The organism is Entomomonas sp. E7T21, assembly GCF_058693955.1.
In genome coordinates, this window is sequence record NZ_CP191672.1 from 1,628,128 (window position 1) to 1,645,664 (window position 17,537).

Annotated in this window: 17 protein-coding genes and 3 tRNA genes; 13 read left to right on the forward strand and 7 right to left on the reverse strand. The window is 35.6% G+C overall.

Going from position 1 to position 17,537, the window contains the following annotated elements:
- The first annotated feature begins 22 nt into the window (after window positions 1–22).
- Genes ACQVD9_RS07860 through ACQVD9_RS07880 form a run of 5 tightly spaced genes read left to right on the forward strand, consistent with a single transcriptional unit; the run spans window position 23 to window position 3,294 of the window.
- A complete protein-coding gene (locus tag ACQVD9_RS07860; RefSeq protein WP_264745500.1) occupies window positions 23–688 on the forward strand; it encodes a lipopolysaccharide kinase InaA family protein in 666 nt (221 codons plus the stop codon).
- A 1-nt stretch (window position 689) separates the two neighbouring features.
- Window positions 690–1,244: a riboflavin biosynthesis intermediates N-glycosidase gene (gene ybiA / locus ACQVD9_RS07865; RefSeq protein WP_264745501.1), complete on the forward strand. Its 555-nt coding sequence runs from the start codon at window positions 690–692 to the stop codon at window positions 1,242–1,244.
- Window positions 1,245–1,251: 7 nt separating this feature from the next.
- Window positions 1,252–1,494, forward strand: coding sequence for an exodeoxyribonuclease VII small subunit (locus ACQVD9_RS07870; RefSeq protein ID WP_264745502.1), 243 nt, complete (start codon window positions 1,252–1,254; stop codon window positions 1,492–1,494).
- Complete coding sequence (locus ACQVD9_RS07875) at window positions 1,491–2,384, forward strand: polyprenyl synthetase family protein (RefSeq protein ID WP_264745503.1); 894 nt, start codon at window positions 1,491–1,493, stop codon at window positions 2,382–2,384. Before ACQVD9_RS07870 ends, ACQVD9_RS07875 begins: the two co-directional genes overlap by 4 nt.
- Before the next feature lies 1 nt (window position 2,385).
- On the forward strand, window positions 2,386–3,294 hold the full coding sequence (locus ACQVD9_RS07880; RefSeq protein WP_264745504.1) for a LysR family transcriptional regulator: 909 nt from the start codon (window positions 2,386–2,388) through the stop codon (window positions 3,292–3,294).
- A gap of 57 nt (window positions 3,295–3,351) precedes the next feature.
- On the opposite strand, the gene ACQVD9_RS07885 is transcribed toward ACQVD9_RS07880, so the two are convergent.
- The 4 genes from ACQVD9_RS07885 to ACQVD9_RS07900 all read right to left on the reverse strand — a co-directional run bounded on the left by ACQVD9_RS07885 (window position 3,352) and on the right by ACQVD9_RS07900 (window position 6,995).
- Entirely contained in the window at window positions 3,352–3,996 is a 645-nt protein-coding gene (locus tag ACQVD9_RS07885; RefSeq protein WP_264745505.1) for an SPOR domain-containing protein, read from the reverse strand.
- 2 nt (window positions 3,997–3,998) lie between these two features.
- The gene (gene folC, locus ACQVD9_RS07890; protein WP_264745506.1) at window positions 3,999–5,282 is read right to left on the reverse strand and encodes a bifunctional tetrahydrofolate synthase/dihydrofolate synthase; all 1,284 of its coding nucleotides are present in this window, start codon (window positions 5,280–5,282) and stop codon (window positions 3,999–4,001) included.
- Window positions 5,279–6,226: an acetyl-CoA carboxylase, carboxyltransferase subunit beta gene (gene accD, locus ACQVD9_RS07895; protein ID WP_264745507.1), complete on the reverse strand. Its 948-nt coding sequence runs from the start codon at window positions 6,224–6,226 to the stop codon at window positions 5,279–5,281. Before accD ends, folC begins: the two co-directional genes overlap by 4 nt.
- Window positions 6,227–6,371: 145 nt before the next feature.
- On the reverse strand, window positions 6,372–6,995 hold the full coding sequence (locus tag ACQVD9_RS07900; RefSeq protein WP_264747872.1) for a phosphoribosylanthranilate isomerase: 624 nt from the start codon (window positions 6,993–6,995) through the stop codon (window positions 6,372–6,374).
- Between the two features lie 166 nt (window positions 6,996–7,161).
- On the opposite strand from ACQVD9_RS07900, the gene ACQVD9_RS07905 reads away from it, so the two are divergent.
- From ACQVD9_RS07905 to ACQVD9_RS07915, 3 genes are all read left to right on the forward strand, one after another.
- A tRNA-Asn gene (locus ACQVD9_RS07905) sits at window positions 7,162–7,237 on the forward strand.
- A 5-nt stretch (window positions 7,238–7,242) separates the two neighbouring features.
- Window positions 7,243–7,318: transfer RNA gene (locus ACQVD9_RS07910), tRNA-Pro, on the forward strand.
- Window positions 7,319–7,333: 15 nt separating this feature from the next.
- Window positions 7,334–7,409: transfer RNA gene (locus ACQVD9_RS07915), tRNA-Lys, on the forward strand.
- 221 nt (window positions 7,410–7,630) lie between these two features.
- Here ACQVD9_RS07915 and ACQVD9_RS07920 read toward each other — a convergent pair.
- Entirely contained in the window at window positions 7,631–8,608 is a 978-nt protein-coding gene (locus tag ACQVD9_RS07920) for a tyrosine-type recombinase/integrase (RefSeq protein ID WP_264745508.1), read from the reverse strand.
- Window positions 8,609–9,051: 443 nt separating this feature from the next.
- Entirely contained in the window at window positions 9,052–11,022 is a 1,971-nt protein-coding gene (gene mobH, locus ACQVD9_RS07925) for a MobH family relaxase (RefSeq protein WP_264745509.1), read from the reverse strand.
- Between the two features lie 322 nt (window positions 11,023–11,344).
- On the opposite strand from mobH, the gene ACQVD9_RS07930 reads away from it, so the two are divergent.
- Genes ACQVD9_RS07930 through ACQVD9_RS07940 form a run of 3 tightly spaced genes read left to right on the forward strand, consistent with a single transcriptional unit; the run spans window position 11,345 to window position 14,989 of the window.
- Window positions 11,345–11,728: a hypothetical protein gene (locus ACQVD9_RS07930; protein WP_264745510.1), complete on the forward strand. Its 384-nt coding sequence runs from the start codon at window positions 11,345–11,347 to the stop codon at window positions 11,726–11,728.
- Between the two features lie 55 nt (window positions 11,729–11,783).
- The gene (locus ACQVD9_RS07935; protein WP_264745511.1) at window positions 11,784–13,922 is read left to right on the forward strand and encodes an ATP-binding protein; all 2,139 of its coding nucleotides are present in this window, start codon (window positions 11,784–11,786) and stop codon (window positions 13,920–13,922) included.
- Window positions 13,922–14,989 carry a DNA cytosine methyltransferase gene (locus tag ACQVD9_RS07940; RefSeq protein WP_264745512.1) on the forward strand — a complete coding sequence of 356 codons (1,068 nt, stop codon included), beginning with the start codon at window positions 13,922–13,924 and terminating at the stop codon, window positions 14,987–14,989. Before ACQVD9_RS07935 ends, ACQVD9_RS07940 begins: the two co-directional genes overlap by 1 nt.
- A gap of 120 nt (window positions 14,990–15,109) precedes the next feature.
- Here the strand turns inward: ACQVD9_RS07940 and ACQVD9_RS07945 are convergent, their stop codons facing one another.
- Entirely contained in the window at window positions 15,110–15,832 is a 723-nt protein-coding gene (locus tag ACQVD9_RS07945; protein ID WP_264745513.1) for a hypothetical protein, read from the reverse strand.
- A 346-nt stretch (window positions 15,833–16,178) separates the two neighbouring features.
- Between ACQVD9_RS07945 and ACQVD9_RS07950 the strand changes: the two genes are divergently transcribed.
- Window positions 16,179–16,592, forward strand: coding sequence for a TIGR03757 family integrating conjugative element protein (locus tag ACQVD9_RS07950; RefSeq protein WP_264745514.1), 414 nt, complete (start codon window positions 16,179–16,181; stop codon window positions 16,590–16,592).
- 3 nt (window positions 16,593–16,595) lie between these two features.
- Window positions 16,596–17,537 (forward strand): TIGR03756 family integrating conjugative element protein, encoded by a 942-nt coding sequence (locus ACQVD9_RS07955; RefSeq protein WP_264745515.1) that lies wholly within the window; start codon window positions 16,596–16,598, stop codon window positions 17,535–17,537.

A 17,537-nucleotide genomic window follows, 5' to 3' on the forward strand; every position in this document is an offset into this window, starting at 1 on the left:
TTAAAATTAATAAGTAGTTGCTATGACTAAGCTAAAAATCCAGCCTATTACGACAGAAGCCTACCAAGCATTAGCTAAAGATGCCAAAGTTTTAGAACAAGATACAACAGCACCTAAAGTATTGATGTTAGCTGATGGTAAGTTTCTTAAATTATTTCGTCGTAAACGTTGGTTTTCTTCTGAGTTAGTTTACCCTTACGTACAGCGATTTGCAGATAATGCACTTATTTTAAATAAATTGGCTATAGCAACACCCAATATTCTGCATCTTTATCGTTTTAGTTTAGCTGAGTTGGATTTTACAGCAGTTCATTATGAGCCTTTGCCTGGTAATACCTTAAGACAAGTAATGTCAGAGGTAGATCAAGATCAGCAACAGCATTTTATGATGTTATTTGGCCAGCTATTAGCTACACTGCATCAACAGGGCGTTTATTTTCGTTCGATTCATTTAGGTAATGTATTGGTATTACCTGATAACAGGCTTGGCCTGATTGATTTTGCGGATATGGCAAAACAATCTTCAGCCTTATCACAAAGTAAGCGTGCTAGAAATTTAAAGCATATGCAACGTTATAAAGAAGATGCTAAATGGTTATTTGATGATTACTTTACAGCGTTCTATAAAGGCTATGAGTCATTGGCTGGTGTGAAAAATAGCCTGTTTTTAAAGAATCAAGGAGAATAAAATGACATTGCTGGATATTAAGCAACTTTGTAAACGCTATCAGACAGGTGAAAAGTTTGAGTATGTATTCTTTTGGGGGCATACAGAAGCTAATAATGCGCCTACTTCTAAGGCTTGTCTAAGCCAATGGTATCCTATTAGTTTTGAGGTAGATGGTGTACATTATTCTTCAGCTGAACATTTTATGATGGCTGGTAAAGCTAGATTATTTAATGATCAAGAAGTATTAGCAAAGATATTAGTGAGTAAAACATCTGGTGAAGCAAAGGCTTTGGGTAAACAGGTAAAAGGATTTAAACAAGCTATATGGGATGAACATTGTTCACAAATAGTGATAGCAGGTAATTTTGCTAAATTTTCACAACATCCTAAGTTAGCTGAGTATTTAATCAATACAGGTAATAGGGTGTTGGTAGAGGCTAGCCCAGTAGATAGAATCTGGGGAATTGGCTTGGCAGAAACAGCCGATAATATAGAAAATCCTTTAACATGGCGTGGCAAAAATCTATTGGGATTTGCTTTAATGGCAGTACGTGATCAGTTAAAAAGTAGGTGATAGATACATGGCAAAGAAAAAGAGTACTAACAGCTTTGAGGAGTCATTAGCTGAGTTACAAACATTAGTTGAGCGTATGGAGTCAGGTAAATTAACCTTAGAGGAATCATTAGCTGATTTTGAAAAAGGCATAGGTTTGACCCGTGAATGTCAGTCAGCGCTAACAGATGCTGAGCAGAAAGTACAAATGCTGTTAGAAAAGAATGATAAAGTAGAAACCATCCCTTTTGATGCGGAAAGCCAGTCATGAGTTTAATAGCGGCTTATCAGAAAGTTTGCCAAGAACGTGTTAATGCGTTATTAGAAAGGTTATTTGTAGCGCCACGCCCAGAAATGGCGCGTCTTTATGAAGCGATGCGTTATAGTGTAATGATCGGTGGTAAACGAATAAGGCCATTATTAGCCTATGGGGCTTGTGAAACGCTAGGTGGTATTTTAGAGCAAGCTGATGGTGTTGCTTGTGCAGTTGAGCTTATTCATGCTTACTCGCTAGTGCATGATGATTTGCCTGCTATGGATAATGATGATTTGCGAAGAGGCAAGCCAACTACTCATAAGGCTTATGATGAAGCCTGTGCAATTTTGGTGGGTGATGGTTTGCAATCAATGGCTTTTGAAATTTTAGTCAGTCCTAAGTTAAATATACAATCAGCAGAAATAACTTTGCAAATGGTACAAATTCTAGCACAGGCCGCTGGATCACAGGGAATGGTGGGTGGGCAAGCAATAGATTTACAATCAGTGGGTAAGAAGCTAGATCAACAGGCGTTAGAAACTATGCATCGCCATAAAACAGGTGCCTTAATTGAGGCAAGTGTGGTGCTAGGTGCATTAGCCAGTGGTAGAGCATCTATACCACAAATTGCATTATTGGCAGATTACGCCAAAGCGATTGGCCTAGCGTTTCAGGTACAGGATGACATTTTAGATATTGAAAGTGAAACGCAAATCCTAGGTAAGACGCAAGGTTCAGATATCGCTAATGACAAGCCTACGTACCCAGCATTGCTAGGGTTAGATGGGGCAAAAAAATACGCTAAACAACTTCATCAACAAGCACTGGATGCTCTGAATGAGTTTTCTGAGTCTGCTAATGTGCTTAGAGATTTAGCCACCTATATTGTAGAGCGCCGCCATTAAGATGATAGATAAACAGATGACTATTGATGTAAATGATTTGGCTTTATTTGCTAAGGTCATCGATTATGGTAGTTTTACAGCAGCCGCTGAGCATATAGGTTTGCCTAAATCAACTTTATCAAGAAGGATCACTCATTTAGAGCAGCAATTAGGTGAACGATTAATTATTCGTAATACAAGACGATTGGCTATTACTGAGTTTGGGCAAGCTGTTTTAGATCATGCTCATGCTATTGAGCAAGAGGCATTAGCCGTAGCTGATTTGGCTAATTATCGACAAATTACGCCTAGTGGTAATTTAAAAGTATCGATGCCGCCTAACTATATGGATTTTATTCAGAAAGACTTTTTCCAAAAATTTATCAATGACTATCCCCATATTGGTTTAGATTTAGATTTCTCAAGTCGTCGAGTAGATATTGTAGCTGAGCGTTATGATTTAGCGATTCGAATAGCTTTTAAATTAGCTGATGATGCTACATTAGTAGCCAGACCACTAAAAGACTTATCAGGTGGGCTTTATGCTAGCCCTACTTATTTAAAAAAACATGGCATACCTAAAACACCACAAGACCTTGAAAACCATATAGGTATTCATTTAGCCAATTCATTAGGAGAAATCCAAAATTGGCAATTAAAATGTGGTAAAGAGAGTTGGCAAGGTATACCGCAAGGGCCATTAACTACTAACTCCATTGAAATGATTAGATTATTAGCTACTCAAGGTGTTGGTATTATTTCTATTACCTCAACTCTTGTTCAGCAATGCGTAGAGGAAGGAAAGCTAGTTCATTTATTAGCTGATTGGGAAATGCCTACGATTACAATGTGGGCGATTACTTCAGGTAGGAAGCTATTGCCAATGAAGATACAAGCGTTTTTAAAAGAACTAAAACAGGCGTTGATATAATATTGTAGATAAGTATAAAAAAGAGGGCATTAAGCCCTCTATAAGAATGAAAATTATTTATTTCTTTTCAGGTTTAAATTCTCGAACAATACCTTTTTCTTTAAATTGTTTCTCAATGGATTGTTGTACACGAGTAGCTTCAGCTTTTTCGATAAATGGGCCTACAAATACTCGGTGGATATTGCCTTCAGTGCGTGTATAGGCATTATAGTTAGCCTTGCGTAGTTTATTAGTAAATGCGTCAGCATTTTGTAAATTGGATACAGCCGCTACTTGGATAGTCCAGCTAGGTGTTATACCTTGAGCATCAGGCTTTGAAACCACAGGTTTAGTAGTAGTTTTTGGAGCAGTTGTGCTGTTATTACTACTATTTGTTTGTGCTGTAGAAGTGGGTTCCGTTGTAGTAGCAGGTGTAGTAGATGAAACCGTATTATTAGTAGTGTTATTGTCTACAATAGGTTGTTCAGGTTGTGTTGGTTCATTAGGTGTTGTAATAGGTTCAGATGTAGTTGTTACTATATCTGGAGTAGGTTGTGTAGCGGGTTGCGCTGGCTTAGTAGGCTCTAAAGGAACAGTGACTACTGTTTCAGGTAGTTTTTCGCCTTTATTATTAAAGATCATTGGTAAAAAGACTACGGCTAATACAATGAGTACCACTGCACCAATTAAACGTTGTTTAAGATTACCATCAAAGATAGACATATCTATTTCCTATTTAAACTCGCCAACCAGAGTAATCCTTCTGCCACTACATAAAATGAGCCAAAAACAAGGATTTCGTCATCTGCTGTTGCTTTATCTGCTTGTAAGAGTAAAGCCTTTTCTATAGAGGTACAAGTAGTAACTTGTTGCTGTTTTTGTACAAGCATAGCGGCTAGTTGTTCAGCAGTATTAGAACGGGGTGTATTTAAGGGGGCAACTGCCCAATCTTCTATTAAAGGCAGTAATGGGGTAATTACACCTTCTAAGTCTTTATCAGCCAATAATCCAAATACAGCATAACGTTTACCTTTAATAGGATGTTGCTGTAAATAGGTAGCTAAAAAATCAGCAGCATGGGGGTTATGGCCTACATCAAATAACAATTTAATCGTTTTATCTTGATAGTTAAGTTGATATTGATCTAAACGTCCAGTTACTTTTACTTGTTGCAGGGTATTAATAATTGTTTGTGGTTGCCATGGTAAATCTAATAATACAAAAACCTGTAAGGCTACAGAGGCATTAGCCATTGGTAGATTTAGTAAAGGAATATTAGCTAAAGTTAACAAGTTACCTTGTTTATCTTTACCTTGCCATTGCCAATGGTCTTGCTCAATGATTAAATTAAAATCTTTATCTCGAATATAAAGAGGTGTGCCTTTTGTTGCTGCTTGTTCAATAAGTGTTGTTGGTGGATTATTATCACCACAAACAGCAGGGCTGTTTTTTCTAAAAATACCTGCTTTTTCAAAAGCTACAGAGTCGCGAGTATTCCCTAGCCATTCTTGGTGATCAATACCAATACTGGTAACAACCGCAATATCTGCATCAACTAAGTTTACCGCATCTAAACGACCACCTAATCCTACTTCTAATACCACGGCATCTAAATTAGCTTGTTTAAATAATAGAAAAGCCGCTAATGTACCAAATTCAAAATAGGTCAGTGATATATCACCTCTCGCTTTTTCAATGGCAGTGAATGCATCACAAAGCATTACTTCAGTTACAGATTGTTGATTAATGGTAACCCGTTCTTGATAGTGTAGCAGGTGAGGTGAGGTATAAAGCCCAACTTTTAGGCCTTGGCTTTCTAGCAAAGCAGTAATAAATGCACAGGTAGAACCTTTGCCATTAGTACCAGTGACGGTAATGACAAGAGGAGCAGGGTTGGTTAGCTGGAGTTTTTGGGCAACTTGCTGGAGGCGATCCAGCCCCATATCAATGGAGCTGGGATGCAGTTGTTCAAGATAAGCTAACCATTCGTTAAGGTTATGCTTAATCATTCTTTAGTAGGTTCAACTACTTCATCAATGGTAGGGATTTCTGCATGAGTAACAGGTACAAATGTGATTTCAGAAGTAGCAGTGGGTGATGGTAAACCTTGTAATTGAGCTAAGATTTTCGCTAAACGCTCGCGTAACTCATTGCGCTTGATAATTAGATCAATTGAACCATGTTTTAATAAGAACTCACTACGTTGGAATCCTTCTGGTAATTTTTCGCGTACTGTTTGTTCAATTACACGAGGTCCAGCGAAGCCGATTAATGCATTAGGCTCGGCAACAATTACATCACCTAGCATGGCTAAACTAGCAGAAACACCACCATAGATAGGATCAGTTAATACTGAAATATAAGGTAGACCTAGCTCACGCATACGGGCAAGTACAGCTGAAGTTTTAGCCATTTGCATTAATGAAAGAAGGGCTTCTTGCATACGCGCACCACCTGATGCTGAGAAGCAAACAAATGGACAACCTTTCTCAATAGCAACATTGGCGGCTTGTACAAATTTTTCGCCTACAATGCTACCCATTGAACCGCCCATAAAGCTGAATTCAAAAGCACAAGCAACAATAGGGTTATTAAGTAAAGTACCACTCATCGCTACTAATGCATCATTTTCACCAGTTTCTTTTTGAGCAGCAGCTAAACGATCTTTATATTTCTTAGAATCTTTAAATTTTAGTCTATCAACAGGCTCTAGGTCTTTAGCAATTTCCTCACGGCCTTCTACATCTAAGAAAATATCTAAGCGTTTGCGTGCTTTAATACGCATGTGGTGTCCACATTTGGGGCATACATCCAAGTTTTTTTCAAGCTCTGGGCGATATAGCACAGCCTCACAAGATGGGCATTTGTGCCAAAGTCCCTCAGGAACTGAGCTCTTTTTTGACTCAGAACGCATAATAGAAGGAATTAGTTTATCCACCAACCAGTTACTCATGCTTATCTATTCCTCTCGTTATGGGTATAAGCTTTAGGAGAACTATTTCTATAAGATAGTACACCTAATAATTATAAAAGAGCTATTTTAACCCGAATTATCTAAAAAAGTTATTTATTTCTGTTATAAATCTTTAATTAAATCATTATAAACTGCTTTTTACCTTATTAATAAAGGCTTTTATTTTATTATGATCTTTAATACCTTTAGTGATTTCAACGCCACCACTTACATCGACAGCATAAGGCTTAACTATTTGTACAGCCTGTTGGACGTTCTCTATAGTTAAACCGCCTGCTAATACAATAGGTTTTTCTGTTTGTTGAGGAATTAATGACCAATCAAAAGTAGTACCTGTCCCGCCTTGTACACCAGCAACATAACTATCTAATAAAATACCTTGTGCTTTATTATAAGGTTGCATAGCTTCTCTGATATTAGTAGAAGGTTGTACTCTTAATGCTTTTATCCATGGTTGATTAAATTGCTCACAATATGCTGCTGATTCCTCGCCATGAAATTGTAATAAGCCTAAAGACAGTTTACTAGATATAACAGATACTTCCTCATAGGAAGCATTAACAAATAAACCTACTGTAGTAATAAAAGGAGGTAATGCTTTACAGATTTTTTCCGCTTGGTCTATGGTTACAGCGCGTGGGCTGGGAGCATAAAATACTAAACCTATTGCATCAGCACCTGCTTCAACAGCAGCTAAAGCATCTTCTACACGAGTGATCCCACAGATTTTAATACGTGTCACAACTATTCCTCAAATAAAGGTATAATGACAACAGAGTATATCAATTAGTATGATTTTTAAAAAATTTTATATTTAATTAAAAAAAGAGTTGACACATTTTTAAAAATCCGTAAAATGGCGCCCACCTTGAGAGGCAACATAAAACAACCTTTCTAAGGTAAGTTTAAATGATTCCGCGATAGCTCAGTCGGCAGAGCAAATGACTGTTAATCATTGGGTCCCTGGTTCGAGCCCAGGTCGCGGAGCCAAATTTCGGAGTATAGCGCAGTTGGTAGCGCGCCTGCTTTGGGAGCAGGATGTCGGGAGTTCGAGTCTCTCTACTCCGACCAAATCTTAAAAGATTTGGGTCGTTAGCTCAGTCGGTAGAGCAGTTGGCTTTTAACCAATTGGTCATAGGTTCGAATCCTATACGACCCACCACTTTTAACATAATGGATGGCGGTCTATTATGTCTAAAGAAAGCTGTACGTGTCTCTGTATAAAACGTGCCCTTTCAGAATATAACGCCTACAGAAATTTATCAAGATATTTCTGTAGGCGTTTTTCTTTTTACAATGTTAGTGTAATTAATAAGTTATTAAACTTATCCCATTAATCAATTAATTTCAATAGATGCTATCCTCCTATAAACAGGCTTTATGTTAGCCTCTGTGATCAAGTAACGTTTTAATAGAATTTAAATCAGGTTCTACATATTCAAGGGTTGTCTTGATATTGGTATGGCCTAATAATTCTTTTACTAAATGTAAATTACGTTCAGGCTCCTTCATTAAATCCGTACCCAGTGTATGTCGAAAACGATGAGGTGAAACCTGTATACCTATTCGCTTTGATATATACTCAAACACATTAGAAACCCGATCCACTGTCATTACTTTACTCATGCGAGAGTTTTTATGTTCACTAAAGCGATTCACATTAAACAGCTGATCCTCTGCTTTAAAGCTCAATAAACTCGCTCGCCATAACAATTGTTCTAAATAGGGCAGTAGTTGATTGCTAATAGGAATCTCATACTCACGCCATGTTTTAGAACCTTCTATACGGATCTTAATCAACTGGTTCTTCAAGTGAACATCACCCACTTTTAAGTGTATCAGTTGATTACGTCTCATCCCAGTATAGTAAAAGGTTTCAAAGACTGTTTGCCAGAACCACACAGGATGTAGTTTTCCTACCTCTTTGCCTTTCTCCTCATCCAGTTGTGCACCTGCTAAAAACAGTCTCGCTTGTGTTACCTGATGCAACGATAGCGTCTTTTTCCTTTTGTTAGGTGAAGTAATGGCCATCTTATAAAATGGATTGCGATCCATTGTTAATAAGCCCACATCAATAGCATGATTAAAAATAGCTTTTAAGTGCCTCACATGAGTGTTCCAACTATTGGCACAGAGTCCATTTACTAATTCATAGCTTCGCCATTTCGCTACTTGAGATTGTGTAAGACTGTTTACGTCAGTATCAAACTTAATCCATTTATCAGCGCAATAACTCGCTAAACCATTTTCAAGCTTTCTGATACTCGCTCTGTAACTGCTTTCAGTACTAGGGCGAATAACACGAGTAGCGAGATAGCTTTCAAGTAACATTTGATAGGTTAAAATGCTAGAAAAAGTCATAGCAATTCCTCCAATTTAACAGTTAATTCAAAGTCAAATCGGTGGATTGACAGATAAGGCGGTATTTCTTAAGTAGCTGACGACAGCAATCCCTGCCCGTTTTCCTTGGCTTGTCTCGTTGCATACTCCTGGTGAAAAGAGAAGGCCTACTACTACCTGCTATATCCAACCATGCAAAAATTTCTACAAGGGTGGGTGTATCTACTGCTGCGTAGACACTATGTTGAGTAGAGAAATAAAAGGAGAAAATAACATCATAATCATATTGACCTCCTTGATTGATTATCAGGTTATCCGATGGTTTTACTATACTATTTTTATACCTGTAATAAAAGATAAAAATTACATGTAAATAAGAATATTTTACTTGAATAATTACTCTATTTTTAGATAAGATAAAACAGACTGCCAATTTATTTAATAAGCTATACCATTGCATTAGATCAGGCCTCTGTTATTAATTCAAGGAATGGATTGTTATTTGGTGTGAACTCGGTAAACACTAAAGAAGTCTTAAGTAGATACCCTTTAATGATTTGTCCTTTTTTTCTAGGTCCTATCACACTGCATTGCCAGATATTAAGATCATCTTCTCGTTTAATATGTATTTTTAGTCGTTCAAAACTGCTTTGAATGACTTTCCAAGGCTCTTTTTTATTGTTATCAATCACCTTTGCTAATTCAGGATATTCAAAAGAAAAGCGTTGAAAAATACTAGGAGAGACAATAAATAATTTATCTTGGATGATATGCACCTTAGCATCGGCATCATTGATTTTTAGTTTATGTGTACTAATACGTTGTTTTAACCACTGAATAAACATTTCCCCTAATGAAGTCTTAGTCAAAGGTTCATCTAAGTTAAAGACTAGATTGGAAGAGTCGAGAGCAGCTGTAGAATTATCATTAAGATATAAATCTACACAAGCATCAACCACTTCAGTGGCATTATTACCATCAAAATTACTATCAAATAAACTAACTTCAATTGACGGTTCTTCTATGGATTGATTATCAATACTTACCGTTAAAGTATTTTCAGCAACTACTTCATTAGTATCCATATCAAACAACGATAAAATATCATCAGTATCATCATCTGCATTAGTCTTAGACAAATTTAATGGGGTGGGGGACGGGCTAGCTACATTAACTGTATTAGTTATATTAGCTAATTCATCAAAATTAAAATTATCTGCAACTTTCTTATTAGTTACTGTTTTATTAACAGCTTTTGTAGTTGTTGGATTAGTTTCCTCTTTTTGGATAACTTCAATTTGACCTTTAAATAACTCTGGTTTCTCATCGGAAGCCCAAATGAGAGAAGGATTCACCTTAATTAAACTAAACTCTTGTTGCCATTTACCCGTTTCATCACTCACTGCAACTGTCCAAATAGCTCTATCATCCACTGGGTTAGCTTGAATAATTTGATAGGATTGTAACTCATCAAATAAAATACTATTTTTAGAAGGAATACCATCAAACCCTTGAGACAGTAAATAAGCTCTTAAACTATCTGCTGTGGTCTTACTCATTAACCATAAACCATCCTGAGTAAGCCAACCATTACCAGGTGTTTTATTAATATTAAACTGAGTCTTAATTAACTGCTTAAGGCCTGTAATCAACTTCTTCTGGAGAGAGTTAACAGGAGCAGCAATAGCTTTTTCAGGATTAGCCCCAATATTTTTAGCAGTAGAAACTCTATCGGCTTTATCTACGATCTCACCTAAAAGCCCTGCATTCTCATAATTACCTGCCACTAAATTAAGAAAATTACTCCAAAGCTCTTGATAACTGCATAACCAATTGAGCATATCAGTATCAATAATATGATGGCATAACAAACCCACTGCCATATCATGCAAGTGATAATCTCTATTTTGTAAGTACCTAAAACGATAGGGTTGTTTAATAGCTCCCAACCAAGGATGCCACTGTGAACCATCTTGTAATTGCACTTCAATATCTACTGCAATTTTACCTATATCATGCAATAAACCACCATAAGCAATAGCAGCTGTCCAAGCATCACCTTGTACTGCCTGATCTTCTGGTGCTGCACCAGGGGGTAATAAATAACTTTGTCTTAGCTTTAACGCATGACCCACTAATTCTAAGCCATGATCAAGAAGTCCACCTAAATACGCATGATGATGTGTTTCAGAAGCAGGGAACTGTTGCACCAGTGCAGCATATTTCTCAATAGGATTAACATAAATCTTCTGGAAATTATCACGAGATAAAGACGTATGCTGCCAAATATGATTAATCAATGCTTGACGTAATTCAGTAGCTAGTAATTGATCAGCAGACTGAGGTAATAAATAGCCTTCAGATAGAGTATGTGGTTCAGCTGTAAATGATTTACCAACATTGATTCCAATTTTTCCCAGTAGTTTCTTAAGCATGTATTCTCCGACGAGCGTAGCGAGGCGGAGCCAAAAGCCTTTTACCTCGTAAAAAGCCTTTTAAGGGTAAGCCCCTTTCCCTTATAAACCCTTCCCTTAAATAGCCCTTTCCCTTCAAATCTTTTGAATGCCTTTTTACGCCTTTTAATTTCTTAAAAACACAGTTAAATAAATATTGGAGATTTTTATTTAGATACATATCTTGTTGATTTAAGCGTAACTTGATTTTGTTAAGTTAGTAGAGATTTACTTATAGAAGTAGAAAAAGATTTTATATTGTCTTATAATATTAAGACTTAAATTTTAAACTAATGAATATAATATGAATCAATTTTTGTATAGTACATATGAAATTAGTCAGCTTGTATCTATGGCAATAGATAAGAAAGGATGGTCTTTAAGAAGCTGTTGTAGTTATTTTAATGCTAGATATTATAAAGAAATTGAATCTGGAGATGTGGTAAAGTTAGACAAAGATTTTGTCCAAAGAATTACAAGTAATCAATTTAAAGTTATTTCTTTGCGTGTCGTAAAATTATGCGAATTTCTTAATGTTGATCTTGAGATCAAACAATCTAAAGGATCCCTATTTATGAAAGAGTTTTCACAATTTGATGAGATAGTTGAGTCTAATCCAGAATTAGAAATTAAGCTTAAAAAACTACTAAGGAATGTTGTTGATGTCATTTTATGGGGGAGTAAATAAGAAATATTATTTGATTAGCGACAAATCTTATTTTAATAACTGTTAAGGAATACATATGAATAGCAAGCAAAAAACAAAATTAGAATTAAAGTATAGCCATAATATAATTGAACACTTAGGTTTGAAGCTATATCAAAATAAGCCTACTAATGTGCTTGCTGAGTTAATATCAAACTCATGGGATGCTGATGCAGAAAAAGTTTGGATTGATCTAAATGATAATTATTTAGCAGTATATGATAATGGCTTGGGTATGACCCATGAAGAACTCGCTAATAATTACTTAGTTATCGGAAAAAAGAAACGATCTGAAAATAATATTGATGAAGAAACATCTAAAGGTCGAAAGATGATGGGGCGAAAGGGAATAGGGAAATTAGCTCCCTTTGGTATTGCCTCTAAAGTTTCTTTAATAACTGTAAGCGCTCTAGATAAAAAATGTTGCTGGTTAGAAATAAATTTATCTGAATTATTACAAAACCCACAACAAAATACTGATAGTCATTCTATTTATGAACCTAAAATAATAGCCGAAAGTATTCCTATAAGTGAGATGTTATCTATTCTACATCAACATGATACACATGGTTATGTTAAAAAATTTATAGATGATATAGAGAATAGTCATGGAACATTAATTATTATGGATAATCTATCTATTAAACGTAGTATACCACCTAGTACGTTAATGGAATCAATAGGGCAACGTTTCACAGTGACATTGCTAAGAGACGACTTTACAGTATATATTAATGACAAAAAAGTTACTGAAAATGAAGCATTACCACATTTTGTAGTAAGATATCCAGAACAAGGGTCTACAGAAGAAATTATTAATATAAATAACAAAGATAGAGTTGTTAGATACTGGGTAGGTTTTATAGATAAAGCAGATTGGCCCCAAGATCAAGCTGGTGTTGGAGTTTATGCTCATGGAAAAATAGCTCAAGACAGACCCTTTGTATTTGGTTTAAAAGGAAGGGAAATTACTACCAGATATATGTATGGTGTTATTGAGGCTGATTGGTTAGATGAATTAGAAAATGAAGATATTATTTCTACTGATCGAACCAGTATTAATTGGAATAATAATGATGCAGCTCTGATGTATGAATGGGGAGCAGGTTTAGTTGCTAAATGGATAAAAGATTATAGAAAATATCAAGAAAAAAACAATAAAGGTAAAATTGATCTAAAAATTAGAGAGCTGCCAAGTGAGTTAAGAGTTACTGAAACTGAAAGAGAGGCCATAACAAAGATGGTTTGTAATATGAGTCCTAAAATTTATAGGGATGAACAATTACAAAATGAAGTAATACATAATCTGACTTCTGCTTGGACGCACCGACCCACTAGAAATATTATTCAATCACTTTGGGATAAAATTAAAAACTCAGAAGGTAATGAAACTGAGTTTTTAGATATACTTAAAAAAATACATAAACATCTTGTACCAGAATCATTGTCTTTATCAGTAACTGTAGCACAAAAAATATATGCACTCACACGACTATATGAATTAAGTAAAAATGGAACTGAGCCCCAATTACAGGCTCTACTTGAAAGTTTTCCATGGATTTTAGGTTCAGATAAAGGAAAAATGTATGCAAATATATCACTAAAAAATTTGGCCAAACAAGCTAGCTTAGATCGTACATTACCATCACATGGAGGTACAGAAGGGGAATTGGCTATACAGCCAGACTCTGATACTAGACCAGATTTCTCTTTTTTTTCAAATGATAATGAGACTATATTGGATGTTGTAGAGCTAAAAAGTCCTCTGATTCCATTACAATATAAGCACTTATCTCAATTACAAACATATTTTAATTGGTTAAGAGAAATATATCCCGATGCAAAAGTAACGGGCTATCTAATTGGAGAAAATCCAGGGAATGCGGTTAGGACGAATGATCCTGATTATAAAATCATAACTTGGGATTTATTATGTAAAGAATCAAGAAAAGACTATCTTGAATTATTGGCCTCTATGCTTCATGGCGTATCAGAGTATTATGAAGATGCACGTATACAAGATGTAATTGCGTATGGTGGAGATTCTGCAAAAGAACTATTAATGCGTATGGCAAATGCCGATTCAGTATTAAAAGATATCTTTGATAGAACAGAAAGAAAAATAAATGAAAAAACTAAGAAAAAAGTTGTGAAGAAAGATTTGGAGGATAGGTAATGATACTTACATCTATAGACCTGTTTTCTGGAGGAGGAGGCTTGTCTGAAGGGCTTCGTCAAGCAGGGTTTAATGTTTTAGCTGCTATTGAAAACAATTCAATTGCTGCTGAAACTTTTCGTATTAACCATAAAAAAAGCCTTGTTATTGAAAAAGATATCCGATTTGTTTCTTCTACAGAAATTCTAAAACAGGCTAATATTAAAAAGGGAGAGTTAGATCTTTTAGCAGGTTGTCCTCCATGTCAAAGCTTCTCTAAATTAACAGCTAAGTATAATAATGATGATCAAAGAAATGCTTTGATTATGCAGGTTTTCAGACTTACAAAAGATCTTAAACCAAAAGCAATAATGATTGAGAATGTACCAGGTATTTTGACAAGAGGGGCATCATATTTAAATGAGTTCATTGATAATATAAAAAAATTAGGGTACATCGTAAATTTTGATATATTGCAAGTTGCTGATTATGGTGTACCACAAGATAGACGACGCTTTGTATTACTTGCAGGTTTTGGATTTGAAATTAAGATTCCTAAACCTACACATTCTCGTACAGGTAAAAACCTACCAAAGTGGAAGACTGTTAGAGAAGCATTATCTGGATTGAAAAAGCCCTTAAAGTTAGAGCAATCCTATTCAAAAGGTGGACCTCAAAAATATAACTGGCATATTATAAGAAACATTTCGGATATAAATATAACACGACTTAAATACCTTAAAGCTGGTGGTACAAGATTTACTATTCCTGATCATTTAAGACCTAAATGCCATCAAGGTGATAACAAAGGATTTAGTAATATATATACAAGAATGGAGTGGGATAATATATCTCCTACAATTACTGGAGGGTGTACAGCTCTGAGTAAAGGTAGATTTGGTCACCCATCTCAGATGAGAACTATTTCTGTAAGAGAGGCTGCTAGGTTGCAAACATTTCCAGATACATATCAGTTCGCTACGGATTATATTGATCAAGCGTGCCAAATAATTGGTAATGCACTACCTTGTGAATTTGCTCGTATAATGAGTCATTCTTGTTATTTAGCGATAAAACAATTCACATAATTTAAGTTTACTGATTTTTAGGTGTGGATTAATATAAGGGAATCTATTAACTGATTAAAAAATAGTTGGGCTTATTGCCCAACGTAAAAATATTAAGATATTATCTATAGAATATCATATTTATAATATACCAATCCTTTGCTTAATTTTTTTTAAAAGTATTTCCTCTTTAGGGGATAAGGTATACCAGTCTTGTGTAAATTTCTCCCATAAAATTATGTCAGAGTTTACGCTGGCACAAATCCAAGCATTCGGACTAGTGGAGGTTTTTCGAATGACTTTAAATCCCATATGAATTGCGGCACAAATAAAAGATCCATTAGAAACATAAGCATCATCATGTGATAGACCACGTTGGTAATGATATTGTTCAACACTCCATTTTAAACCATAACTACCTAGTCTATAACGTATAGTTTTTAATTTATTAAGGTGTTGTAAATATAAGCAGCATTTTTGGCACTCTTCAAGAGCATTTTTTAAATTTTCTCTTTTTTCTTTAAAGCGTTGACGATAGTTTTCTCGTGAACTATATTCATATCTTTGATAGAAAGAATCACTAAAAAAATCTTCGTATTCAAAACCATGATGAGTTAATAATGGTTCTTGCTCCATGATACGTTCGATATCAGTAGTTGTAATCAGATAGTTTTGATTGATAGGAATTGTATAATTTGATTTTAATTGATAAGTTGCTAGTGCCCAAGGCATTCCTATTTCTTTAAATGAAATAAAGTCCAAGGCTTTAGATAGGTTTTTAAATTGACCTGATTTTACAAGCTCTTTGGCTCTTTTTTTTGCTCTTTGGCTCGATAGACCAGAGGGAAAGATTATATCTGACATAATAAACTAACTCTTATGTTTAGCCATGTTGGATGTGCAGCCCATTTCACCCTTATATGGCAATTAATAAGGATTAGTTGATATTGAAAAATACACATTATCTCGAAGGGATATTCGCCTACTCTAAATTGAGTGATGGGCTGACAAGCATAGTGTTGATGCTTCATATGTTCCTAGTTTAGTAAGAATCAGTTCAAAAATCAATGCCATTATTTATCTAATAAAAAATTGCAGAAGAATACCTAAAGCATCTAAATAAAAATAGGCAATTTTCATTTAGCTACTGTTATTTTTTTGCCAATCTCTAAGCTTATCTTTTTGATATTACTATCTTGAGGTAAGCCTTATGGTTGACACTATTTCACCACTTAAACCCATCCATTTAATTGTATTGGCACTGCTCAGTGTGTTTATGAATATATTGAGCTATGCAGATACAGTAATTTTTACTGATCAATCTCATCCTGTTTCTAATACTGGTAAACACGCCATTATTTATTTAGATACTCCCTCTCACATAGAAGCAAAGCTTTCTGAAGGTTTATCTAATGACCCTGTAGAAGCAAAGCAGCAAGCTCTACAACGTATCCAAGATCCCAATATGCAACATCAGCTAATGAATGCTTACATTGGATTAAGTAAGGCATGGCAACTAGGTGTTACTAAACTGCCAGCTGTAGTGGTAGATGAACAGTATGTTGTATATGGCATAAATGATGTTAATCAAGCTATACAACTAGTAAAACAATATAAGGAGTAGGTCATGAAACGATTAATACTCTTTTTATTAATAGGCTTATCTTTATCCTCATTGGCTCAAATACCAGGTATCTCTAGCGGTGGTGGATTAGATACTGCCACAGTGATGAAATCAGCAGCTTCAACATCCTGTATGGATTATCAAACAGTAGGTGTTTGTTATTGGCTTGATTGTGATAAGAAATGCAAAGTACGTACTTCTGTAAAAGTAAAACATTTTGTTCCAGAAGCAGTTGTATCTACCTATGCTGATACAGGTAAAAATCCTTGGACAGACGTAGCAGGGATGAGTCCGACCAGTATAGGTGCTGAAGGTGGAGGGGATGTTACTACTGCATCAAGTGGTAAAAATACACAAACACGTTTTAAAAACGCAGATGTAATCGGTCATCCTGGTGGATCGTTATTGGGGACTGTTGGACTAGGTTATACCTGTGAAAGTACTACCACTGCTTACTATCCTTACTTCTTAAGTACTTTAGATATTATAGGTTGGCGATTTGGTATTCCAGAGATGGTTTATCCTGAATCACTTGCTCCTGGTCTACGTGAAGTAGGCAGTATGGCCAGTGGCAATATGTGGGGCAATATCTTTCCACGTGAGGGGTTAATTACCCAAACAGATGACTTTAAAGCAGCAGCTGTAACAGCTCAAAAAGCAGCAGATATAACCACGCGTACTGGTCAAGCACACGTCTATACCCCAATCAAAGCTTCCTCTGCTAAAGATGGTTATTGGCCACCTAATGACCCAGTAATGGAAAACGACGCCAGTAATCATCGTTGGCAACAACTCTATCCAGAACAAAAAGATAGTTGCTCTGCTTTTCCAGATCGTGAAATGACTACACGTAGTGCAGGGGATAGTTATGTATTTGCTCTATGGCGACCTTATCGTTGTTGCAAACAAGTAGGGCAAGAGTTTTTAGGTTCAACAGGTTTTTAA